This window comes from Clostridium sp. AM28-20LB, from assembly GCF_003480665.1.
Classification (GTDB): domain Bacteria; phylum Bacillota; class Clostridia; order Lachnospirales; family Lachnospiraceae; genus Otoolea; species Otoolea fessa.
In genome coordinates this window covers 565,598-587,411 of sequence record NZ_QUJN01000002.1, presented here as the reverse complement: position 1 = coordinate 587,411, position 21,814 = coordinate 565,598, and the positions used below count along the sequence as shown (strand labels likewise).

Here is a 21,814-nt window from a genome sequence, read left to right as displayed (position 1 = left end):
CTTTTGCAAATCATTTCTTTTTCACTATCGTATCACTATCCAGCAGAATCGTAAATGGTCCATCGTTTAAAAGCTCGACCTTCATATCTGCCCCGAAAATACCGTGCTCGACCTTCCGCACCTGTCCGGCGCAGCGCGCCAGCGCGTGTTCGTAGAGATGGTTCGCCAGTTCTGGATTTCCCGCACCCGTAAAGCCCGGGCGGTTTCCGTGGCTGCAGTCCGCGTACAAAGTAAACTGGCTGATCAGCAGGATCTCGCCATCCACATCCGCCAGCGAACAGTTCGTCTTGCCGTTCTCATCCTCAAAAATACGCAGCTTGCACATTTTATCCACCATTTTGTCGGTGATTTCCTCCGTGTCGGTGTCGCTGACGCCCATCAGCACCATATATCCACGGCCGATCGAGCCGATCAGCTCGCCGTCTACCTTTACACTCGCGTGTTTGACTCTCTGTAGTACAAATCTCATGTTTTTCTCCTGATTTTTATTTTTCCTGTAATCTTTCTTTACCGCAGCAGCGCCCTCAGCCGCGCCAGCAGATTCTCCGCATTTTCCTCGCCCAGAATGACCTCCCGCGCCAGGATCGGCCGGTCGGTGATGATGTTATCGACGCCGATCATCTTCATTCGCTCCAGTTCACTCTTTTTATTGACCGTCCAGACATGAACCTCCTTACCACAGGCATGGACGCGCTCGACCAGCTTCCGGTTCGCTGAACTGGAGATCAGGCTGATAAAATCGATCGCATCATCCTCGTAATAGCTTCCATATGCTGCCGACAGGATATAGCCCGTATAAATATCCGAATCCGCCGCCTTCACCCGCTTTAAATAAGAAAGACTCGTCGATGTCACGACGCACTGTTCCACGAAATCATTCTCCCGGATACAGTCCACGACCTTTTCCGGCAGATCGCTCGACGCGCCGTCATATTTGATCTCGATGTTCAGCATCATCCGTCCCCTGACATATTCGATAACGTCCTCCAGCTTCGGAATCCGCGTCCCGCTGTACTGCTCCGAATACCAGCCACCGGCATCTACCTGCTGCAGCTCATCCCAGGAAAGCGATCGGATCGTCCGCCGCGTCCCGTCGATCCGCTCCAGAGTGCTGTCATGGAACAATACCAGCACACCATCCCGCGTCTCCTGCACATCCAGCTCTGCAAAATCCGCCATCTGATCGACCGCTGCCTCCATCGCAGGCATCGTGTTCTCCGGTGCGCTCGTCGATGCGCCCCGATGCGCTGTGAGCTGCACTTCCCTCAGCTGATCCGCCGCCAGCACATTGCCCCGGTAAAAAGCGTCATACATTGCTCCGGCGCTCAATGCCGTCAGAAGTGCCAGCGCCGCCATCCGGTTGCGGCGGCTCATCCACGGAAGACCCGCATGTTCGCCAGCTTCAAACTTCCAGCGCTCTTTGTTCTGACGTTTCCGGTCCAGCTGCACATATAACACCGTCAATGCGCCATAATTGACCGACATCAGCGCGATGCTCATGAGCGGCATCAAAACCATCTCGATCCGGTCGCGCGCCTCTAAAACCAGAATCAATTCCAGACGCCGGTCCGCAAACCAGACAGCAAACACCGCCACAATCACAACCGCAATCAGATAGAGCACCACCGTTACCGCCGTAACTGCCAGATTGCACAAAACAAGCGTCCCAACTACCTGTACCCGATTACCGCGCAGCAGCTCCCTGCTTCGCAGAAATCCGCCCCGAAACGACCGCTGCTCCAGCATACAGCCAAAACAGATAAAAATCGTCGGAAGTGAAATCACAACCGCGCCAACAATCACGCCAACCAGTAAAAGCCGCCCCCAGTTCTCCGCCAGAAGCGCTGGAAGGATAAATTTGACCGCCTTCACATGACATAACATCCGGTAAATCAAAAATGAATGAAGCACCAGGCCGTGAACCGCCAGCACCAGAAACAACCTCAGATTCCGCTTTCGGATCTCTGATACCGTCAGACGGATGCCTGCCGCAAACATCGAAAAAGCACTCATTTTCCGCGAGAGTGCCGCCGCCTGATATGCCGCCAGAAGTCCCGCCGCCTCGATGGAAACTCCCACCAGTAGGATCGCTGCCATCAAAACCAGAATCGCGATCGTAACCGGCCGCAGCAGGTAGGAAACCAGATTGCTGACCGTCACATAACTGTAGCCAGACGCGCGCACCGACAGCCGGAACAGCGCCGCCACTGCCTGCAAAAGAAGCGGCAGCGTGAGCAAACGGAAAGCCAGCTCAAACAGCAGAATATTCCCCCCATTTACCTGAACAATCTGCTTTGTCTCACCCATCCGCCTGCGTATCTTCATTTTCTTCGTCTCTTACTCTCCGGCTTCTTTCCGGTTCCTGGACGCAGATTCCCCGCTCCGTTTCCCGTCTTTCGGCTCCTGCTCGTTCCCCGCGGGCACATCCTCCCGCTCTGCTTTCTTCATTTCCTCCGCCACTTTCGCAGCTTCCTTCTCCTTCGCCTGTTCCTCCGCAATCTTCGTGATCGCCTGATTCAGGGAAAACATCTTATTATCCAGCATATCCGCCATATCCGCGCAGGCTTTCAGTTCCTGCTCCAGATAATCCGGCGCATTTCCTTCAAATTTATAATAAATCTTGTGTTCCAGACTTGCCCAGAAATCCATCGCTATCGTCCGTATCTGGATCTCCACCTTCGTATCCACCGGACCATCGCTTAGATAAATCGGGATCGTCACAACCATATGGTAACTCTTGTATCCGTTCGGCTTCGGATTCTTGATATAATCCTTCACCACCAGCACCGTCACATCTGACTGACGCGCGATCATCTCCGCGATCCGGTAAATATCCGGGCTGAACGAGCAGATAATACGGATGCCCGCAATATCGCTCAGATGCTCAATCATGTTCGGGATCGTCACCTCATATCCACCACGTTTAAGCTTCTTGACAATACTCTCCGGCGTTTTCAGGCGCGATTTGATGTGCTCGATCGGATTGTAATTATATAAATGAATAAACTCGTTATTTAAAATTTCAATTTTCGTGTTAATCGCTTTCAGGGCAGAATTGTACAGAAACATGACTGTCGTCCACTGGTCAAGCTGATTATACGTCTCAGGGATATTCAATTTTCCCTCTCCTTTACTGCTATTTAGTCAAATTTAAAGCCCTTTAACAGCTCGGCAAACCCGGTTGTCGCCTCGCCTGATTCATGATAATTAAATACTTCCTCTTCCGGCGCTTCGTCCGGCTCTACCTCTTTCATGCTGAGGCTTAGTTTGCCATTTGCGGTAGACAGGATTTTCACCGTCACTTTCTGTCCCACCTTTACGACTGCACCCGGATTCTCCACGCGCTTTTTACTCATCTGGGAAACGTGTACCAGTCCGCTTAAGCCATTTTCCAGCAGAACAAACGCGCCGTATGGCTTGATTGTCTCGACCGTTCCTTCCATGATCGCGCCGGTCTCACAGCGCGCAATCCGGCTCTTCTTCTCCGCATCCTGTTTTTCTCTCGCCAGCTCTCTGCCGGACAGGACGAGACGTTTCTTCTCCTCATCCGCCTCAATCACCAGCACCGGAATCTTCTTTCCATTCCAGCTGTCCAGATCCTCGACATACGCTGCATCCAGTCTCGACGCCGGTATAAAGCCGCGCACGCCTTCCACCATCGCAACCGCACCGCCGCTTACGACCTCGGAAATAGTAACCTCAAGCGGTGTGCGCTCATCGAGCAGCTGACGGAAATGTTCCCACGTCATCCTGTCATTCGCCTCCTTGCGGGATAAAACGACATTGCCCTCGCCGTCGTCGGTCTGAATTACCGTTGCCGTGAGCAGGTCGCCCGGCTGAATCTCTTCTTTCATATTAAAATCCGGATCATTGCTCAGATTCTCACGGTCAATCACGCCCTGAGCAAAATATTTCAAATCCACCAGCACCTGGTCGTCCGTCACTGCAACAACCGTGCCAGTCACAATATCGCCCTCATGCAGACGCTTGAAAGACGCCTCCAGCTCCTCGGCATAGTCCTCCATTGTCTCTACCAACTCTTTATTCTCATCCATCCTGGTATTTCTCCTTTCCGTTCCTTCTACACTCTTTTGGGTGGCAAAACTCTATTGACTATTTAACCATATTCCACCCGATATTTCCAGAGTGAATTTGTGAAAATTATCTTAAAATCGATTCGCTACCGCCCGATTCACAGCCTCTGGTTTGCAAACATCCCACCGGAAACAAAAAACATATCTTGCTGAAACCGCACGAAGTTTCCTATGCCACAAAAGACCGCACATGCCTGCGCCTGTGCGGTCTACGTTTACACACACTTCACATCACAGTTTACACGTTATGTAAACTGCAATGCAAATTCATTCATCCAACACCCGTCTCCGCATCTTTCTCCAATCCATGGTTCTTCTGCCAGAATGTCACACCGCCAACCAACACAAGTCCCAGAAGATCCGTCCATGCGCCCGGATCCATCATGCACAGACCGCCCACGATCAAAACCAGCCGCTCTACAACGGACAGCCATCCAAACAGAAAACCGTTAAGCGCCGCCGCAATCCCGAAGATACCGAGCAGCGAGGTGATGCAGATCTGCACAACCTGCAGTGCATTCGTGTCGATGAATACCATCGCCGGGTTAAATGCCAGAATATACGGCACGATAAAAGCGGCAACCGCCAGCCGCGTCGCATTGAGCGCCGTTTTCATCGGAGGCGCTTTCGCGATCGCGGAACCCGCATAAGCTGCCAATGCCACCGGCGGTGTGATATCCGCCACGATTCCGAAATAGAAAACAAAGAAATGCGCGCAGACCAGATTGATCCCGATCTCCGGTGCAATCAGAATCGGCGCACAGGTCGCCGCCATAATACAGTAATTTGCCGTCGTCGGAACGCCCATGCCAAGCACGATACAGCATAACATCGTCAGGAACAGCGCGATCAGCGGTTTTCCCTGGGAAACTGCCACAATTGCCGTGATCAGCTTCGATGCCAGACCGGTCGATGTGATACATCCAGCCACCAGCCCCGCCATCGCACAGGCAACCGCCACCGTGATCGTGCCGCGTCCGCCTGCCTCCAGCGCATCCACAATCTTTTTCAGCGTGATCCGGTTATTCCGGTTCAGAGCACCGACCGCAATCGCGGCAAAGATCGCTACCGACGCAGAAAACTGCATCGTAAATGTATTTGTCGATACCAGCACCACCAGCACAATCAACGGTGCCAGCAGATAGATCTGTTTCATCAGCACCCGCATCTGCGGCAGTTCCTCCCGCGGAATTCCACGAAGTCCCAGTTTCTGTGCCTCCAGATGCACTGCGATATAAATACCCGCAAAATACAGCACTGCCGGAAGAATCGCTTTCAGCGCCACCGTCGCATACGGCACGCCCATATATTCTGCCATCAGGAATGCTGCCGCGCCCATGATTGGCGGCATGATCTGCCCGCCGGTCGAAGCAGCCGCCTCCACTGCTCCGGCAAATTCCGGGCGGTAACCACATTTTTTCATCATCGGGATCGTGACCGAACCCGTTGTGACAGTATTTCCAACCGAAGATCCCGATACCATCCCGCAGAGCGCCGAGGAGATAACCGCCACCTTCGCCGGACCGCCCGCCGAGGAACCGCAGAGACAGTTCGCCAGGTCGATAAAAAAATTCGAGATCCCCGTCCGTTCCAGAAACGCCCCGAAAATGATAAAGACCACAATATATTTTGCACAGACATTGATCGGCGTATTCATAACGCCGCTCGTCGTGTAAAATAAATCATAAATAACCTTTCCAAAACGCACCGTCGCAAATGTATATACAAGCAGTGCACCGACCACACAGAGAATCGGGATTCCCACACAACGCCTGCAAAGTTCCATCAGCGAGAGCACCGCCAGAATCGCCATCAGCACCATAACCGGATTCTTCGTGACCCGCGTCGCCAGCTTAATGATCGCATGCGCGTTCGCCGCAAAATAGAAAAATGGAACCGCCCCCACTGCCATCAGAACCCAGTCGTACCACGGCATATGGTTGATGCGTCCGTCTCCCTTCTGAATCGGATAATGCAGATACCCGAGAATCAGAATCATTCCCAGAAACATCGACAACCGGATTTCCGGCAAGGCGGTACTGAAAAGCGTCACATAAATGCTGTAAACGGAAAATAATACCGACAGCCACCGGATGATCGATGCTGGTTTCCCCTGCCAGACGCGCGTGTTGGACTCGCGGTCATATTTTTTCATGACTAACTCAACATCCGCAGCTGTCCCTGTGTCCGAATCGCCCTTTTTCAGGCTTTCACGTTCCAGGTATTTTAGATCTGGTGCCCTGTTTTTCTTTTCCTTCCATTCACCCATTCGTATAACCCCCTTTCATACTTCATTTCTGGGTTTCCCCCTTATTTCACCGGCACCTCCATCCCTTTCTCTGCGAAATAATCCGCTGCTCCCGGATGATACGGAACCGCTGTGACCGAAGTGGCAAATTCAAGGTTCAGCTCCGCTCCCTTCGCATGCGCCGCCTTGATGGAATCCATATTTTCAAAGACGCCATAGCAGAAGTTATAGATATCCTCTGCCGGAACGTCATCGCGCGCCACTACTACCGCACCGACAGCCACCGTCCTGATATCCTCATCCGTTCCATACGCGGACGCTGGGATCGTGTTTTTGCTGTAATATGGCGATTCTTTAATCAGCTGATCCATATGCTCATCGTCCAGGCTGACGAGATACACATCCTTCGTCGCTGCCAGGGAGGTGATTGCGGTCGTCGGTGCACCCGCTACGACAAATGCCGCATCAATCTTGCCATCCTGCAACGCCTCTGCGCTGTCCCCAAAGGATTGATACGTCGGATTTATATCTTTTTCGATATCCAATCCATATGCTCCCAGCACATCCACCGCATTATAATAGACGCCTGACCCCGCCGCGCCGACCGAAACATTTTTGCCTTCCAGATCGGCTACCGACTGAATCGACGGATCCAGCGTAACAATCTGCACCTGCTCCATATAGAGCGCCGCCACGGTCGAGAAATCAGCAACTTTTCCATATTCTTCAAAGAGATTCGTACCATTGTAGGCATATGCCATGACATCCGACTGCACAAATCCCAAATCCGCGTCATGTGCATCCAGCGCCTCGATATTTGCCTGTGAACCGCCCGATGTGATCGCCGTCACCGAAGTGCTGGTCGATTCCCCTATCTTTCCTGCAAGCACGCCGCCAAATCCATAATATGTACCCTGATCGCCTCCCGTCGTGAAAATGAGGCTGGTTCCGCCATCCTTTCCGCCCTTTTTCGTGTCTGTCACCTGCGCAGCGCCAGCCCCACTCTGACTTTCTTCCTGTCCGCCTGCTGTGTTACCGGCAGTATTCCTCCCGGCTTCATTTTTACCTCCCGCAGATGTCTCTGCCGATACTCCTGTCGTTCCGGTACTGCCGCATCCCGTCAGCGCCAGCCCTGCCGCCATCGCCATGGAAATTGCTACTGCCATGTGTCCCTGCATTCTCATTTTTTTCGTCTTTTTTGTTCTTCTCATTCTCTCATTCTCCTCCCTGCTTGAACATTTACGTCTTAGATAGACTGTCAAAAATTACCATTACTATTTTATGTGTGGGAGGGAAGAATTATTCCTTGGCACGTTAGTGCCTTTTTGCGTAATAGGGAATTCCAAGGAATTTCCTATTACGCAAAAAAGACCGCTGATCCGGACTTCCTGTCACCAGGTTGTCCGAATCAGCAGTTCTTTTATGTAACTGCGTTATGCAATTATATTACTTATACATTCACTCCATATGGTATGGGGAACTACTGACTACCAGCAGATACCCTGAGCCATCATAGCGTCAGCAACTTTCTGGAAACCAACGATGTTAGCACCAGCTACCAGGTTGTAGCCTAAGCCGTATTTCTCAGCTGCTGCTGCGGAACCATCATGGATACCAGTCATAATCTGATGAAGTTTGGAATCAACTTCCTCTGCTGTCCAGCTGTATCTCTCGCTGTTCTGGCTCATCTCAAGACCAGATACAAGAACGCCACCTGCGTTAACAGCCTTGGACGGAGCTACTACCATGTTCTTCTGATCCATTAAGAATCTCAGAGCTTCGTTGGTAGTTGGCATGTTAGCTACCTCGATGTAGTACTTGATGCCGTTAGCAGCGATCTTCTTAGCCTCTTCCATACGAACATCGTTCTGAGTAGCAGCCGGCATAATGATGTCAGCCTTAACGCCGAACGGTTTCTCACCTGGGAAGAACTGTACGCCGAACTTGTCTGCGTAATCCTGAACTTTGTTACGTCCAGAAGCTCTCATCTCCAGCATGTAGTTGATCTTCTCTTCAGTTACAACACCATCTGGATCGTAGATGTATCCATCCGGACCAGACAGGGTAACAGCCTTAGCACCCAGCTCAGCCAGTTTCTTGCAGATACCCCAAGCAACGTTACCGAAACCAGATACAACAACGCTCTTGCCTTCGATTGTATCGTTCTCATGTTTCATAACAGCTTCTACATAGTAAACAGCGCCGTAACCAGTTGCTTCCGGACGAACCAGAGAACCACCGAAGGACATTCCCTTACCTGTGATAGTACCGTTCTCGAATGCACCGCGAAGTTTTCTGTACTGACCATACAGATAACCAATCTCACGTCCGCCTACACCAAGGTCACCAGCCGGGATATCTACGTCCGGTCCGATGTGACGATATAACTCAGTCATGAAGGACTGGCAGAATCTCATGATCTCGTTGTCGCTTCTGCCGTTCGGATCGAAGTCAGAACCACCTTTAGCGCCGCCCATCGGCAGAGTTGTTAAGCTGTTTTTGAATGTCTGCTCGAAGCCTAAGAACTTCATGATAGACAGGTTTACAGAAGGAGCGAAACGTAAGCCTCCTTTGTACGGTCCAATAGCGCCGTTGAACTGTACACGATAGCCACGGTTTACATGAACAGCACCGTTGTCATCAACCCACGGAACACGGAACTCGATTGTTCTCTCCGGCTCAACCATTCTCTCAAGAAGAGCTACCTTCTCGTACTCCGGATGTGCATCTACAACCGGACCCAGAGTAGATAATACTTCCTCTGCAGTCTGAAGGAATTCCGGCTCATGTGCGTTTTTCTCTTTGAGTTCTGCAAGAACTCTGTCAACATACTTGCTCATTAGATAATACCTCCTGATATGTATATAAGTTTGAATAGCTCACTCAACTATGGTTACCACTAATACTCGATGATATATTCATCTATCTTGTACAATTTTCCCTCTGGTTCCAAATCGTTTTTGTGAACTTTTCTGTTTCTGTAATGTATTATATATCATCTCTTCGGCAAAATCAAATAAAAATAGTCTTATAGATGTTATTATCATTTGCTTATGGAGTTATATTGTTCTTGATTATAACTCGGGGATGGACAACGAATGTGTCCTGGCACATTCGGGCGTCTCGCGCGGCCGCTTGCGACAACCTGCATCTTCGCGCGAGTACGTATCATTGGCACATTCGTTCCTTTTTGTGTGATAGAAAATTCCAAGAAATTTCCTATTACGCAAAAAAAGAGGCCTGCCCAAAAGCAGACCTCTTGAAATTCGCATCTATTAGCCCAGGAAGCTGATGAATCCTGTCAGGATAGTTGCGTTTACAAAGTCGATGAATAAGGAACCTACCAGCGGAACTACCATGAATGCAGTCGGAGCCGGACCATATACGCCGGTGATTGCCTGCATGTTTGCCATAGCGTTCGGGGTAGCACCCATACCGAATCCACAGAAACCACTGGTCATAACAGCAGCATCGTAGGATTTGCCAAGTACGTTGAATACAACGAAGTTTGCATAGAAGAACATAAGTACTGTCTGTGCAAGAAGCATAACTACCATCGGTACAGCCAGCTCAGCTAACTGCCACAGCTTCATATCGATCATAGCCAGACCCAGGAATACGGAAAGGGAAGCACCGCCCAGTGTACTGATCTCTTCCATCGGGATCTCTTTGTTCTGAACATCCATGATGTTACGGATGATAGCACCAACTAACATTGCGCCGATGTAGAACGGGAATGTCATAAACTTGCCAAGGAACATGGATACGATAGTACCAGCACCGATAGCAACGATTAAGTACAGAAGACCGTCAAGGATTCTAGCGGAATCGATTGCACCAGTCTCATCTGTCTCTACAGTCTCAGTCTTAGTAGCTGCCTCAGCAACTGCGGACAGTTTGTACTTACGGATCTTAGCAGTTGCGATAGGACCACCGATTACGCAGCCTGCAACCAGACCATAAGTAGCGGAAGCGATAGCTACAACGCTCGCATTTGCTACGCCTAATTCCTCAAGTAACGGTCCGAAGGAACCAGCAGTACCGTGACCACCTACCATCGGGATGGAACCGGTTGCCAGACCCAGACGAGGATCCAGACCAAATACGCTTGCCAGACCAGCCCCCAGAACGTTCTGAAGAATTACCATAACAGCTGACAGAGCCAGGAATACAACTGTCTGAACGCCGCCCTTCTTCAGCATACGGAAGGATGCTGTGAAACCTACGCTACAGAAGAAAGCTACCATGAATACGTTTTTAAGTGTCATGTCGCAGGAAATTTCCAGAATGCCCATGCCTCTTACGATGGTATGAACAATTGCATAAAGGAAACCACCAACTACAGGTGCCGGAATACAATACCGACGAAGAATAGAAATTTTAGCTACCAGAACACGTCCCAGTAACAGTACAAGTGCCGCAACTGCGGTTGCCTGATACATATCAAGCTCGATTGTCTTCATACAACTACCTCCAACCTATTTTTTTTTCTTGCTCGCAGGTGTATAATACTGTAGCCCCGACAAAAAACTACAAGATCCATCATAAAAACATAAAATTTTTATAACATTTTTTTAACTTATGATAAATAAATTGGAAAGTTTTGTAAATCTACCCGTTATACCTCACGATCTACCGCCAGCATCAGGCTGTCGATGAACTTTTTGATGCTGACTTTGCCGCCGTAACGGCGTTTACCGCGGATGTGATCCATCTCTGCCCGGATTTCCTCGAATGGGAACAGGGTGCTGGAGTATGCAGTAAAGGTTTCATTCATGAAATCCTCAATACCCAAATGTGCCAGGTTCGACATGCCGACCGCGATCGCACGGCGGACACGCTGCTCCATGTTCTTCGGCGCATCGCTCAAAAGCTCGCAGAGCTGACCGATGCTGACCTGGGAGATCGGGCGTCCGTTGTTGTGCAGATACTCGCAGATCCGAAGGATATCGTCGCCGCCCTTCTCGCCGGACATGCCGAGACGGTTTAAAATGTAAAGCACCTTTCTGCCGTAACCGTCATCTTTTTTCTTCTCCTTCGGCATATCCGCGATCTCTGCCATGAACATTTTCTTAATATTCGTCAGTGTTTTCTCATTCTTGATCTGCTCATCCACATTACGGATGACCGATTTTACCTCAATGATATTGATTGGCTTGCTGATGAAGAACTCAATGCCCGCATCGTATGCCTTGCCGATCAATTCTTTTGCCGCCACCTGGGAAATCATGATGCATTTTGCCTTGCAGCCTCTTTCCCGCAGTTCGCGCATGACCTGAACACCGTCCTTTTCCGGCATCAGGAAATCAATCAGAACCATATCCGGATTCTTTGCCAGGATATCATCCACATCCGCCGGCTGTCCCTCTGAAGTACCGCAGACAATTCCCAGATCATTATCTTCAATAATATCCTGCAGGACGCTGATCACTGACATATCATCTTCAACAATATAAATCTCCATTTACTCTATTTCCTCCAATTTCGCTATCGGTATCTCAATATGGAATTTCGTTCCTCTTCCCTCTTCCGAATCCACTGAAATACTACCTTCAAACTGCTCCTCTACCGCGTTTTTCACACCGCAGAGCCCGACGCCTCTATATATATTGCCGGTTTTTTCATCAAACTTCGTTGAATATCCCATATTGAAAATCCGTGGGAGATGTTTTTCTGAAATTCCCGGTCCGTCGTCCGCTACTTCAAACACATAATTACCATCTTTTTTGTACTCCCGAATCCAGATCATCCCACTTTTTTTCGTCGATTCGATCGCTTCCACCGCATTTCCTACCAAATTTTTGAGAATCGTCATAAGCTGGTAGTGTTCCTGCGTCATAAAATTGTCCCGGCAGTCAAACATCAGACGGATATCCAGCTTTTTCTCCGCCATGGTCCGGTAGGTGGATGATTCCAGAATCCGAAGAAGATCCTGCAGGCTCATCGTTTCCTCGTTCGACTCTTCCTCGATCGCCTCCTCAATGCCCTGAATGATGCGGATGTAATCTTTCTTGATCTCATGGACATCCCGCGCTATCTCAAGTCCCATCTGCTGCATTTCCCGTGGAAGATCCTTTTCCAGAATCTGCTCATAGAGCTTGTATGCATTGCTCATGACGCGCTCGATCTCCTCGGTGTTCTTATGCATCAGGTAAATCTCAGTCTTGAGTCCCGTTGTCATAAGAAATAACCGCTGATAACGGCTCTCATGATCCGCTTTCGTAAGAAGAAGCCGGTACTGCTGTTCTCCGATCAGTGCCAGTGCCACAAAAAGTGTGCGGACTGCAGCGATCATAAAAAGCTTTTGAATTATATCCGGTCCCGGCATCGCATTGTTTTTAAGAAGCGCCGCCAGGAAGTTTTCGAATATATTCGAGCATAAGTCACAGAAAAATGCCGCCGCAATCACATTTTCCAGATTCGCGATATGTTTATTCCGGATCTGCAGCTTGAACATCATGCCGTACACGATATAAAAGAATGCTCCGGGCATCGCAAGCTGTACCAGCATCTCGGATGGCATTCCCTGCAGATAATATATCACAATTCGGAACAAAAAAACAATGATCGACGTCACCGTACAGATCGTCATCGTGTGAATCTGGCTTCCGACTGTCATAATCAGCACCGGAAGCAGGATAACCGACGCTGACACACGGAAATTGTTGACAAATACGTTCCAATACAGCTGCGAAGTTATCGCTATGATAAAGCCTATCGCTAATGTTCGTCTCCAGGATTTCATTTCTGCCTTTCTCCCTCTTTAAACGGTTCGATTTCACATGGTCTTTAGCCTGAGTAAAACAGTTTTTACATATTCATATAGTATACTTAGTTTCATGAAATCTGTAAAGAATTTTATAACAGATGTGAAACTCTTGTTACTGTTCACACACGTGTGCCCAGCAACGGGATTTTGCCGATGCTACGCATTCCAAATCGGCAAAATCTGCTGCCGGAACTGTATCGTACGGAATTTTCAGTTCAAAAAATTCCTACCTGTGAACAGTTACAAACTCTCCCAGTGACGCTGCCCTGCTTATAACCCCTCTTTACCTATATAATAGCGTCTCCCGGATTCTCTCCGCAAACGCATTCATCCGATCCTCAATCCCCGGCAGCTGCATCGCTGCCCCGGCATTGTTTGCCGTCTCCATCATCGCAAACTGCCCCGGCAGATAGAAGGTTTTGTTCATATTTAACGCCGCGATAAGCTGTTCCGCCACGATATCGCTTCCGGAATAGCCCGACACAACCACCGCAAACAGCGCTTTGTCATAAAACCGCGTCGTCCGGAACAGCGAAGTCAGGCGGTTGATGAACGCAGTCAGGTTTGCCGACAGCGCATCGTTGTAGTTTGGACAGAGCATCACGATCGCATCCGCCTCGCGGACTGCCGGATAGACGTCCTCGACCATCACTCCACCGTAGAAGCAGCTTCCCTGCTCGCCAAAATGCAGGCACATCTTGTACGGGCATCCGGCGCAGTCGGAAAGCGTACCGTTTCGAAGCCCTATCTCCCGGATCTCCATCTCCGGGAGCTGTTCTTTCACCCGGTTCCAGATCGCGTAGGTGTTGGAGGTCTTGTGGCTTGACGCGTGCAATACCAATACTTTCGGACATTTTTTCCTGACGCAATCCGTTCCCAGTACTTCTTTGACCAGCCCCGCCGCGCTCTCGCGGTATGCCCCCATCAGATCGGTTCCAAGATTATTGGAAACGATCGTGTAATTGGAAAGTGTCCGCGTGCCTTCGACGAGCGGACGCCCCACGAACGCGCAGCCCGCGCAGTTAGCGGCAAACACCAGATCCTTCGCCGCCGATTTGGAATAGAGGTCATTTTCACTGTCCACCAAAAGCCCGCCGACAAAACCGTTCAGAAAATCCGGATGTTCCCGCAGAAAGCGAATCAGGCGGTAAAGCTCCAGGTTGATACCAGATGTGCCAAGCGGCACGGCAAACAGGATACGTCCCTGGACTGGATTTTTTCGATTCTGTGTCTTTTTCAGGCGCCTCCATCGGTTTACATAATCTTCAAACGTGCTGATTTCCGTCGCTGTCTCATAGACGTAGCCGTCCAGCGCATAGGATAACACCTCCGAAAGGCGCGCATCCGCACCTTTTTCCTCCTCGCGCAGATGGACGAGGAGGAGTGGCATTTCTTCTATATAAATATCTCCTTCTGAATTTGAATGAATCACTTGTTTTCGCTTCCTTCCTGCGATAAGACTCATTGATCAGACAATCCTTTTCAGATTTTCCTCCGCCGTCACAATCCGCTCATACAGCGCATCCGGCAATGGCAGAATTTCTGTTTCCAGACCATATTCGGTATAACGGTTTTTCACGCCCATGAAGATACCGCCCATGAAGACGGAACCGCAGTGCCATTCGCCGCGCATCATCAGAATCAGGGAGATTGCGCCGGAGGAATATGCCGGTGCGATAAACGGCTTGAAACCGATCGCGCGCATATGCAGGTTTGCCGTTACCGTCAGCTGGGTCAGTTCTTTTGAAAGCTCGTCGTTGTAATTCTCAATGGAATCTGCGATGACGAGATCCTGTCCATGCGGTCCGAAGGAACGCCCCTCAGTCAAAAACTGTGAAAACCGCCCGTCGCGCTTCGCATAATAAGCCGCACGCGCATTCATAACGCCCAGTCCGAAGCCCTGTACCTGTTCCGGGCGGAGTCCCTTTAAATCAAGGATGCCGTTTTCGTCCTTGTTGCTCTCCAGCCATGCCGTCTTTGCCAGCGGGTCAACCGGATCGGAGACAACGGCAAATAAGCCCTTGAAATGCTCGGCTCTCGCCTGTCTTGCATACTGCGCAACGATCTTGGAGTTATTTTCAAACTGGTACATCCGCACATCCTTGACACCGGAACCAACCGGCGGGATTCCCTTGGAAGCAACAAATACAAACACATCGCACTTAAAGAGGTCTTCCGGTTTTACCACATCGACCTCCGGCAGCGCGTCATATGCCCACGGGTACGCGATCTGGTTTTCCTCAAATTCCCAGCGTGCGGTCACTTTATCGGAAATATCACAGATGCCGATCGAACTGATGCAGTCGCCGCCCAGAAGATGAAGCCCGGTCAACAGCGTACTTCCGACGTCGCCGATCGCCAGCACATGGACTCTTTTCTTCGTTTTCTGCGGTTTTTCTGCCAAAATAGCCTCAAAATCCGGATGCAGGCGGTTGACTGCGCGCATCACGCCCTGAATGATCGCAGCTTTGACTGCCTCGTCAAGTTCGCAATTCACCTTTTCTGCCGCGCCACTCTCAGATGCACCGCTGCCTGCCGCTTTTTCCGTCGATTCTTCCAGCTTTTTCTTCATCGTCTCCGCCTGCGCTTCCAGCTTCCGGCTGCTTAACCAGGAAACATTCTCTGCCTCCTGGAATAAAAGCAGCGGCGAGTTTACCTTAAAAGAATCTCTTCCGGTTCCCGGCTCGCGTTCGAATAAGAATGTGAGCGGTGTGCCCGGGTGCGGCATTTCTGCCTTTTCGTATGATAAATTTCCATTGAAGGAACAGCAGATTTTATCTCCAATTTTATAATAGTACATATTGCATACCCCCTGCTCTTTTTTGATATCTTATATAATATTATTTTGCATTATTTGACATAATTTCTCACTTCCGCGTCCGATACAGCATCTCCAAATCATTTTCCAGATACACCGACGCTGCCAGATTCGGATCGTAGCTGACACACTCGCCTTTATCCGGGCAGAGCGGCAGGATGACCGCTTCAGACAAGCGGCTTAACGTCAGGTTTCTCGCAAACAGCGCCCGGTACTCGGATTCGAGCACCAGAAGGATGTTGCGCGCATTGCGGATGCAGCACGCAGAGAACTCAAACGCGGCTTCCGGCGTACTTCCCTGTACCGGCGGTGCGGCATACGGCAGGATCATATTGATCGACGGCGTCAGTCCCGCCACCTTCACGGTATCGCGGCGCACCGTATCTCCTCCAATGAACGGGTACAGTGTGGACTCGACAAACCAGTTCCGCAGGTTCGGAATATAATAAATACTGTCTACCGGCACGCCCTTCGTCGCCATCGTGTCGCGCCCATAGCCTGAAATCATACCTAACACCAATTTTTTGATTTCCACGCCCTCTTCACGCAGCATCGGCTCCAAGGCCTCGAAACGTCCGCCGTGATGCAGCAGATCATCCACCAGAATCACCGGGCGGTCAAAGGACTTGATAGCCTTGATCTGGCTTCGCAACGGCGAATAGTACGGGAACGCTTCGATCGACTTCTCTTTCAGCTCCGGATCGTACACTTTATCTGTATGCAGCGTCTTCGTCACCGTATTCGGAATAACTTTTCCTCGCAGGATCTTGCCGAAGGGCACGCACATCGCCCCGCCGAGGCGTCTCGGCGTCACTGGGTCACGCGGCACACCATTTAACGCCGTGATCCGTTCCACCAGACGGTGGTAAATCACGCTCGCCGACATCGAAAGAACCAGCTGTCCCGGATAGAAGCGCGTCATCGCCATCTGCAATTCCCGATGCGCCTTGTAGATCGCATCCAGAACGCGCGGATTGCTGGAAAATGGTTCTTTTAACGTTGTTTCCAGATTCTGCACTAATACAAGCGGCGCATGCATATCGACCAGATAGAGCGGCGCGTCTTCCGGGGATTCCGGCGCCTTCACAAAGCCCTGGCGGACCACCGCCGACAGCACGCGCTCCGGGCAGTAACCGTCTGCCGGGAAGAAAAGTGCATAGCCGCATTTATACTCAAAGGACCGTGCGATCGCCTCGGTTAAAAGCAGCTGTTCCGCGTCGTAGATCATCGGATCGCGCTCGACATAGATACCCGAAATCAGAAGAATCTCACCGTAGGTATGGCGGCGCACCTGATCTGCCAGACTGACCTGTCCCAGAACGGCAAACAGCTCATCCGGCGCCAGATAACGAAGCCGTGCCACTCCGACCAGCCGGTTTTCCTGCACGGTATTCCTAAGAAGCAGCAGCCGGTCGCCCGACTCCTTCATCGAATTCAACAGGTTCTCGCGATCTTCTTCGTCCCGCAGAACGAAATTCGAAATTTCCGCCAGAAGCATTTCATCCGGCATCTCCACCTCCTCATAGGAGATCGCACGCGCGCGGATATATGGTTTATATTCCGGCTCGCGCAGATACAGACCATTGTAATAGATATATTCCTGCACAGACGGGTCGATCAGGTTCGAAATATCCCGGTTCAGATCGACATTTTCACGGATTCTCGTCGAACTGATGTCCTCCAGATGCTCCGGAAGCTCCAGTTCCACGACCTTGCCGCTAATCTGATCCATCATCTGACGGTTGTATTTATTGTCCGCCTTGACATCCCCCACGCGGCGGAACGCGATGTGGTTCATCGAATGAATCGAATTTTTGACCGGTTTCTTCTTATAAGAAGAGGCATTGGCAATGACATCGCTGCCGACCACGATATACAGCTCTTTTCCGGAAAATACCTCTCTCAGGCGTTTCAGATCCGCCGGATTGGCAATATTGACCGGAATCTCATCCGGGAACAGATTCACATGGAACTCATCCGCCACCGACATACTCACGATCTGACGGCGGATCAGATGCGGCTGCGCCTTTTTTGACCAGGAAAATTCATCGACCGCCAGAAAAACCTCATAGCCGCGATCGCGAATCTCGCGGACAATCTCCTTGTGTGACAGCGTAAACGGGTCAAATGTGCCTGGGAAGAATGCCACCTGGTTCCGCTCCTTGATCTCTAAATTGCCCTCGGTCATATGATACTGCGTGATGAACCGGTAAATATTAGAAAGGGACGCCGCACGATAAAATGCCGTCAGCTCATTTCCCTTATTTTCATTGAATAAGAACAGCATCTTGCGGAAGGACAGGGCGAACAGCTCTTTTTTCTCCCGGCACTCCATCCAGGATGAGCCGAAGACGGTCTGCCCCAGCACCAGCATCGCCTCCTGGCGCACCGACTCGCGGTAATTCGCCAGACCGCTGAGCAGGATGCCAAGCAGACGTCCGCGCCGTTCCTCGCATACCTCTTTTTCCTCCGCAAAGCGCTCTGGGTAGCACGAATACCGTTCCAGCAGCACGCCGACCGTATCAAGCGCAACCGAGACTATCTGGTCGTTTGCATTTGCCATCATGCCATGCAGGTAGGAAACGATCTCCTCCAGCTGTTCCGGCGGCAGCCACAGCGCCGCCTGCCCCAGATACTGCGGAATATATTTGGAAAATTCGTACTCACCGACTTCCAGCCCCTTCATCAGCTCAACCACGATCTCATTTCTCTGATCCGGTGTCAGAAGCCCGATGATGCGAAGCAGGGCGGTTCCGGCATCATGGCGCACGATCACGTGCTCGCTGACTTTTACAAGGTTTGAGAGATGCGCTGCGATATGCAGCATATGTTCCTGTTTACCATGCGCAATCTGATCGACAAGCAGCTTGATATTGGCCGACTTGATGACCCACGGCGTCGCTGTTTTGAGGTTATCCAGGAAAATATCGGAGACAACGTCGCGGTCATACAAAAGTTCCTGTTCTCTCGCCGTGTCCTCTCCGAGGTTACTTAACACGCGGTATTTGAGGAAGGTCATCGTGATATTGTCCTCAACCTGCGCCGCCTTCACGCACACGCCGATCTCGGCACAGCACGGATGATCCGGCTGGTACGCCGTCAGAAGCTTGAAGGCGCGCCACGATGCGATCCGCACATCCGGTTCCCCACTCTGCGACTCAATCAGGGCAAATTTTGCGATTTTCCCCAGTTCCTCTTCACTCAGCTTATCAAACGGCATGAAATGCACCGTATCCAGCAAAGAAAATGCCTCGCCCGGATCCAGCTCATCCGCCCGATCATACCAAACCAGAAATGCCTCCAGAAATTCCCGCAGATCGCCCGGCGTCGCATGATCAACCACCGATGCCAACACATTTTTCAGGTGATAACGGATGCGCCGTTTCTGCTGCAGCATCAGCTTGTGATCCGGCCGGATGATCATTTCCAGATATTGCTTCCAGATCTCCATCACCCGCTCCTCGGCAATATCCGGCATACCCGCCGGGCGCTCCTTGCGGTAACCGGCGTTGAACTGCGCGATCACATGTCCGAGCAGCCTCGCCGCCTGCGCGCGGATGTCGCCCTCGCGGTGCATCAGAAGCTCATATAAAAAGCCCAGCGTCTGCTCTTTCTGCTTGTCGTTTGTATATGTAAAATATTCACGGAAAATGTTTAAGTACGCGCGGACACTCTTCCAATCCTTCTCGCTGCGCGCCGCCTCGAGGAGATTGCCAAACTGGCGTTCCGCCCCCATCTGATGCATGACGCGGATATTATGCTCAATACCCATAAAAATGAGGGACTGCACCGTCTGCTCTGCGTTCCGAAGGGAAATATCCGGCAGCACCTCCGGCTTTTTCGGGTGTCCATTCAAATCCACATCCACACCGAGAGACCGCATATAATCCTCAAAATCATGCAGTTTGGAATAAACAAAGCGGTAACGGTTTAATTTGACCTCGTCCACGTTGTCGAGTTTCGAGAGGATGACGTTGAACGCCTCATCCAGATTGGAAATGTAGGTAATCTCACGCCCGTCGTCGCCGCGGCTCTGTTTTACACGGAAATCGGCATAGATCAGCACCAGGGATTCAACCGACAGGTTTTCCGGTTCCAGATCCCAGGTCGAATGGTTCGCCGCGATATGACCGATGTATTCCATCGAATGATTGTTAAACCACTGGTTTGTATAATAGTAATGAAGATACGGAACCCGCTCATTCGGCTTGCAGCCGAATTTGCCGAGATCATGACCTGCAGCCGCGCCCGAGGTCAGCGTCAGATCGATCGGAACACCCGCCTCGTAAAGCCCGCGTGCCACCGTCATCGCGACGTAATGCACGCCCGCGATGTGTTCCAGCGTCCGAAACGGCGTCACCTCCGCATTGAGGCGCATCATCTCATAGATGTATTCCTGTGCGAAAAACTTCTTGAAACGGCTGTATTCTGCCGCGCACTCAAAGCTTGAAGCTTCCTCATCACCCAAAAATGCAAAGTCCTCCATCGGTTTGTACGGAAGCACCGCCCGCTCGCGGTCAAACACGAACTGAAGCACTGCCAGATAGAACTCCGCACCGGCGGAAAAAGCGGCATTTTCCTTCTTAAACTCCGCATCCGGGTAGAGAATATGGCACACATACTGGTAGGTAAACTTCATCCAGCCCTCTTCCGGCTCATGCCCTAAAAGGCTTAACGGTTCCTCACAGATCTCGTAGACCGCCCGGCAGGAAATCCGCTTTTTGATCGGGAAAATATGGGCAAACTGCTCCTCCCAGTGTTCCTTGTTCATGAGCATCATGACATTTTTCCGGCTCAGTCCCGACCGGTCTAAAAAGTCTTTTTCACAAAGGCGCTCGGTCAGTTCCGCAGCCGCCTGACGTACCTCTTTTTTACTCATCCACATCCCTCACATTCTCTGGATCTCTCAGAGGCTTCTTTGCTGTGCAAAAACCATCTGAGTCATTGCAAATATTCTTTTCATATCAAATTTTATAATACTTGAATTATACCACCAGGTGGGGAAGTGCGCCATACAAAATAACGGATAATTCATCGCCATACGGCACAGTAAAACCACAAAAGACGCCTGCAAAAATGCAGATAGCTCATCTATCTCCCATTTCTGCAAACGTCTTTGTTTTTACAAGTCAATCGTTTTATGGCTGCTCTTTCCGAATCTCCGGAATCTCAACCCCCAGCTGTTTCGCCATCGCATCCGCGATCACCTGATGATCGTCCCAGTGTTCCATGCCGGATACCATCACATAGGCAAAAGGACGGCTTCCATCTCTCATGAAAACCGGAATGCAACCGCCGCACACGAAGAAGTTCTCCTCGCGCACCTTCCAGGATGCTTCCAGTTCTCCGGCTCTCGATGCCGTCAGTGCCCGCAGCGAGCTCATCCCCGTGAGCCGCGATGCTGCCAGCTTGTTGGTCATCCACCAGTCTGCTTCCAGCGTCGCTCCCTCCATCTTGTAGGCAAAGACGGTCGTCTCGTCCTCCACGATGCGGACAGCGACCGAACCGTAATATTTTTTCTCCGTGACCTCTGCAATCAAAAGCCCCAGCTCAAGCGCCTGTTTCCGGGTAAATGTGTCGTAGCAAAGTACGGATTCCTGCTGTTTCAGAATCTCATTCCATTGTTCTTCGGTGTAGAAATTCTTCATGTGTTCCCCCTCCTGTGTCGGTTTGTTTTCCCCTTGTGAATCAGGTTATGATCCCCCGGGGTTCATTATATCATACGTATTCTCACCCGTCCACTCACGAACCCGCGCTATCGCGCTCTACCGCCCTGCTTCGCATGGCTGTTCGTTCGTTAATGGCGCAAGAAAAGAATATGTCTGCTTCGCAGCCGCATTCTTTTCTCCTGCGCTCATTATATTTTTTCATGAATACAGCTGTAA

At 50.8% G+C, this 21,814-nt stretch carries 14 protein-coding genes; all 14 read right to left on the bottom strand.

All coding sequences use genetic code 11. The features are described from left to right. Positions 1-10 precede the first annotated feature (10 nt). Entirely contained in the window at positions 11-469 is a 459-nt protein-coding gene (dtd, locus tag DW739_RS07535; protein ID WP_022359969.1) for a D-aminoacyl-tRNA deacylase, read from the bottom strand. A gap of 38 nt (positions 470-507) precedes the next feature. Further along, positions 508-2,325: a glycerophosphodiester phosphodiesterase family protein gene (locus DW739_RS07530; protein WP_118742851.1), complete on the bottom strand. Its 1,818-nt coding sequence runs from the start codon at positions 2,323-2,325 to the stop codon at positions 508-510. Between the two features lie 12 nt (positions 2,326-2,337). Then, positions 2,338-3,069 (bottom strand): GTP pyrophosphokinase family protein, encoded by a 732-nt coding sequence (locus tag DW739_RS07525; RefSeq protein WP_347560988.1) that lies wholly within the window; start codon positions 3,067-3,069, stop codon positions 2,338-2,340. 71 nt (positions 3,070-3,140) lie between these two features. Then, entirely contained in the window at positions 3,141-4,055 is a 915-nt protein-coding gene (locus tag DW739_RS07520; RefSeq protein WP_118742849.1) for a S1 RNA-binding domain-containing protein, read from the bottom strand. A gap of 310 nt (positions 4,056-4,365) precedes the next feature. Then, complete coding sequence (locus DW739_RS07515) at positions 4,366-6,363, bottom strand: TRAP transporter permease (protein WP_182426688.1); 1,998 nt, start codon at positions 6,361-6,363, stop codon at positions 4,366-4,368. 41 nt (positions 6,364-6,404) lie between these two features. Then, positions 6,405-7,553, bottom strand: a complete 1,149-nt coding sequence (locus DW739_RS07510) for a TAXI family TRAP transporter solute-binding subunit (protein ID WP_243022519.1) — start codon at positions 7,551-7,553, stop codon at positions 6,405-6,407. A gap of 276 nt (positions 7,554-7,829) precedes the next feature. Then, positions 7,830-9,182: an NADP-specific glutamate dehydrogenase gene (gene gdhA, locus DW739_RS07505; RefSeq protein ID WP_117796258.1), complete on the bottom strand. Its 1,353-nt coding sequence runs from the start codon at positions 9,180-9,182 to the stop codon at positions 7,830-7,832. 435 nt (positions 9,183-9,617) lie between these two features. After that, a complete protein-coding gene (gltS, locus tag DW739_RS07500; RefSeq protein WP_118469477.1) occupies positions 9,618-10,805 on the bottom strand; it encodes a sodium/glutamate symporter in 1,188 nt (395 codons plus the stop codon). A 155-nt stretch (positions 10,806-10,960) separates the two neighbouring features. Continuing rightward, positions 10,961-11,806, bottom strand: a complete 846-nt coding sequence (locus DW739_RS07495) for a DNA-binding domain-containing protein (protein ID WP_022359963.1) — start codon at positions 11,804-11,806, stop codon at positions 10,961-10,963. Beyond that, the gene (locus DW739_RS07490; protein WP_107000642.1) at positions 11,807-13,087 is read right to left on the bottom strand and encodes an ATP-binding protein; all 1,281 of its coding nucleotides are present in this window, start codon (positions 13,085-13,087) and stop codon (positions 11,807-11,809) included. A 307-nt stretch (positions 13,088-13,394) separates the two neighbouring features. Then, positions 13,395-14,543 (bottom strand): NAD(P)H-dependent oxidoreductase, encoded by a 1,149-nt coding sequence (locus DW739_RS07485; protein WP_243022518.1) that lies wholly within the window; start codon positions 14,541-14,543, stop codon positions 13,395-13,397. 36 nt (positions 14,544-14,579) lie between these two features. After that, entirely contained in the window at positions 14,580-15,911 is a 1,332-nt protein-coding gene (locus DW739_RS07480; RefSeq protein ID WP_118469478.1) for a lactate dehydrogenase, read from the bottom strand. A gap of 67 nt (positions 15,912-15,978) precedes the next feature. After that, positions 15,979-20,808: a cytidyltransferase-related domain protein gene (locus tag DW739_RS07475; RefSeq protein WP_118742848.1), complete on the bottom strand. Its 4,830-nt coding sequence runs from the start codon at positions 20,806-20,808 to the stop codon at positions 15,979-15,981. A gap of 259 nt (positions 20,809-21,067) precedes the next feature. Then, positions 21,068-21,577: a heme-binding protein gene (locus DW739_RS07470; RefSeq protein ID WP_118742847.1), complete on the bottom strand. Its 510-nt coding sequence runs from the start codon at positions 21,575-21,577 to the stop codon at positions 21,068-21,070. Positions 21,578-21,814: the final 237 nt, after the last annotated feature.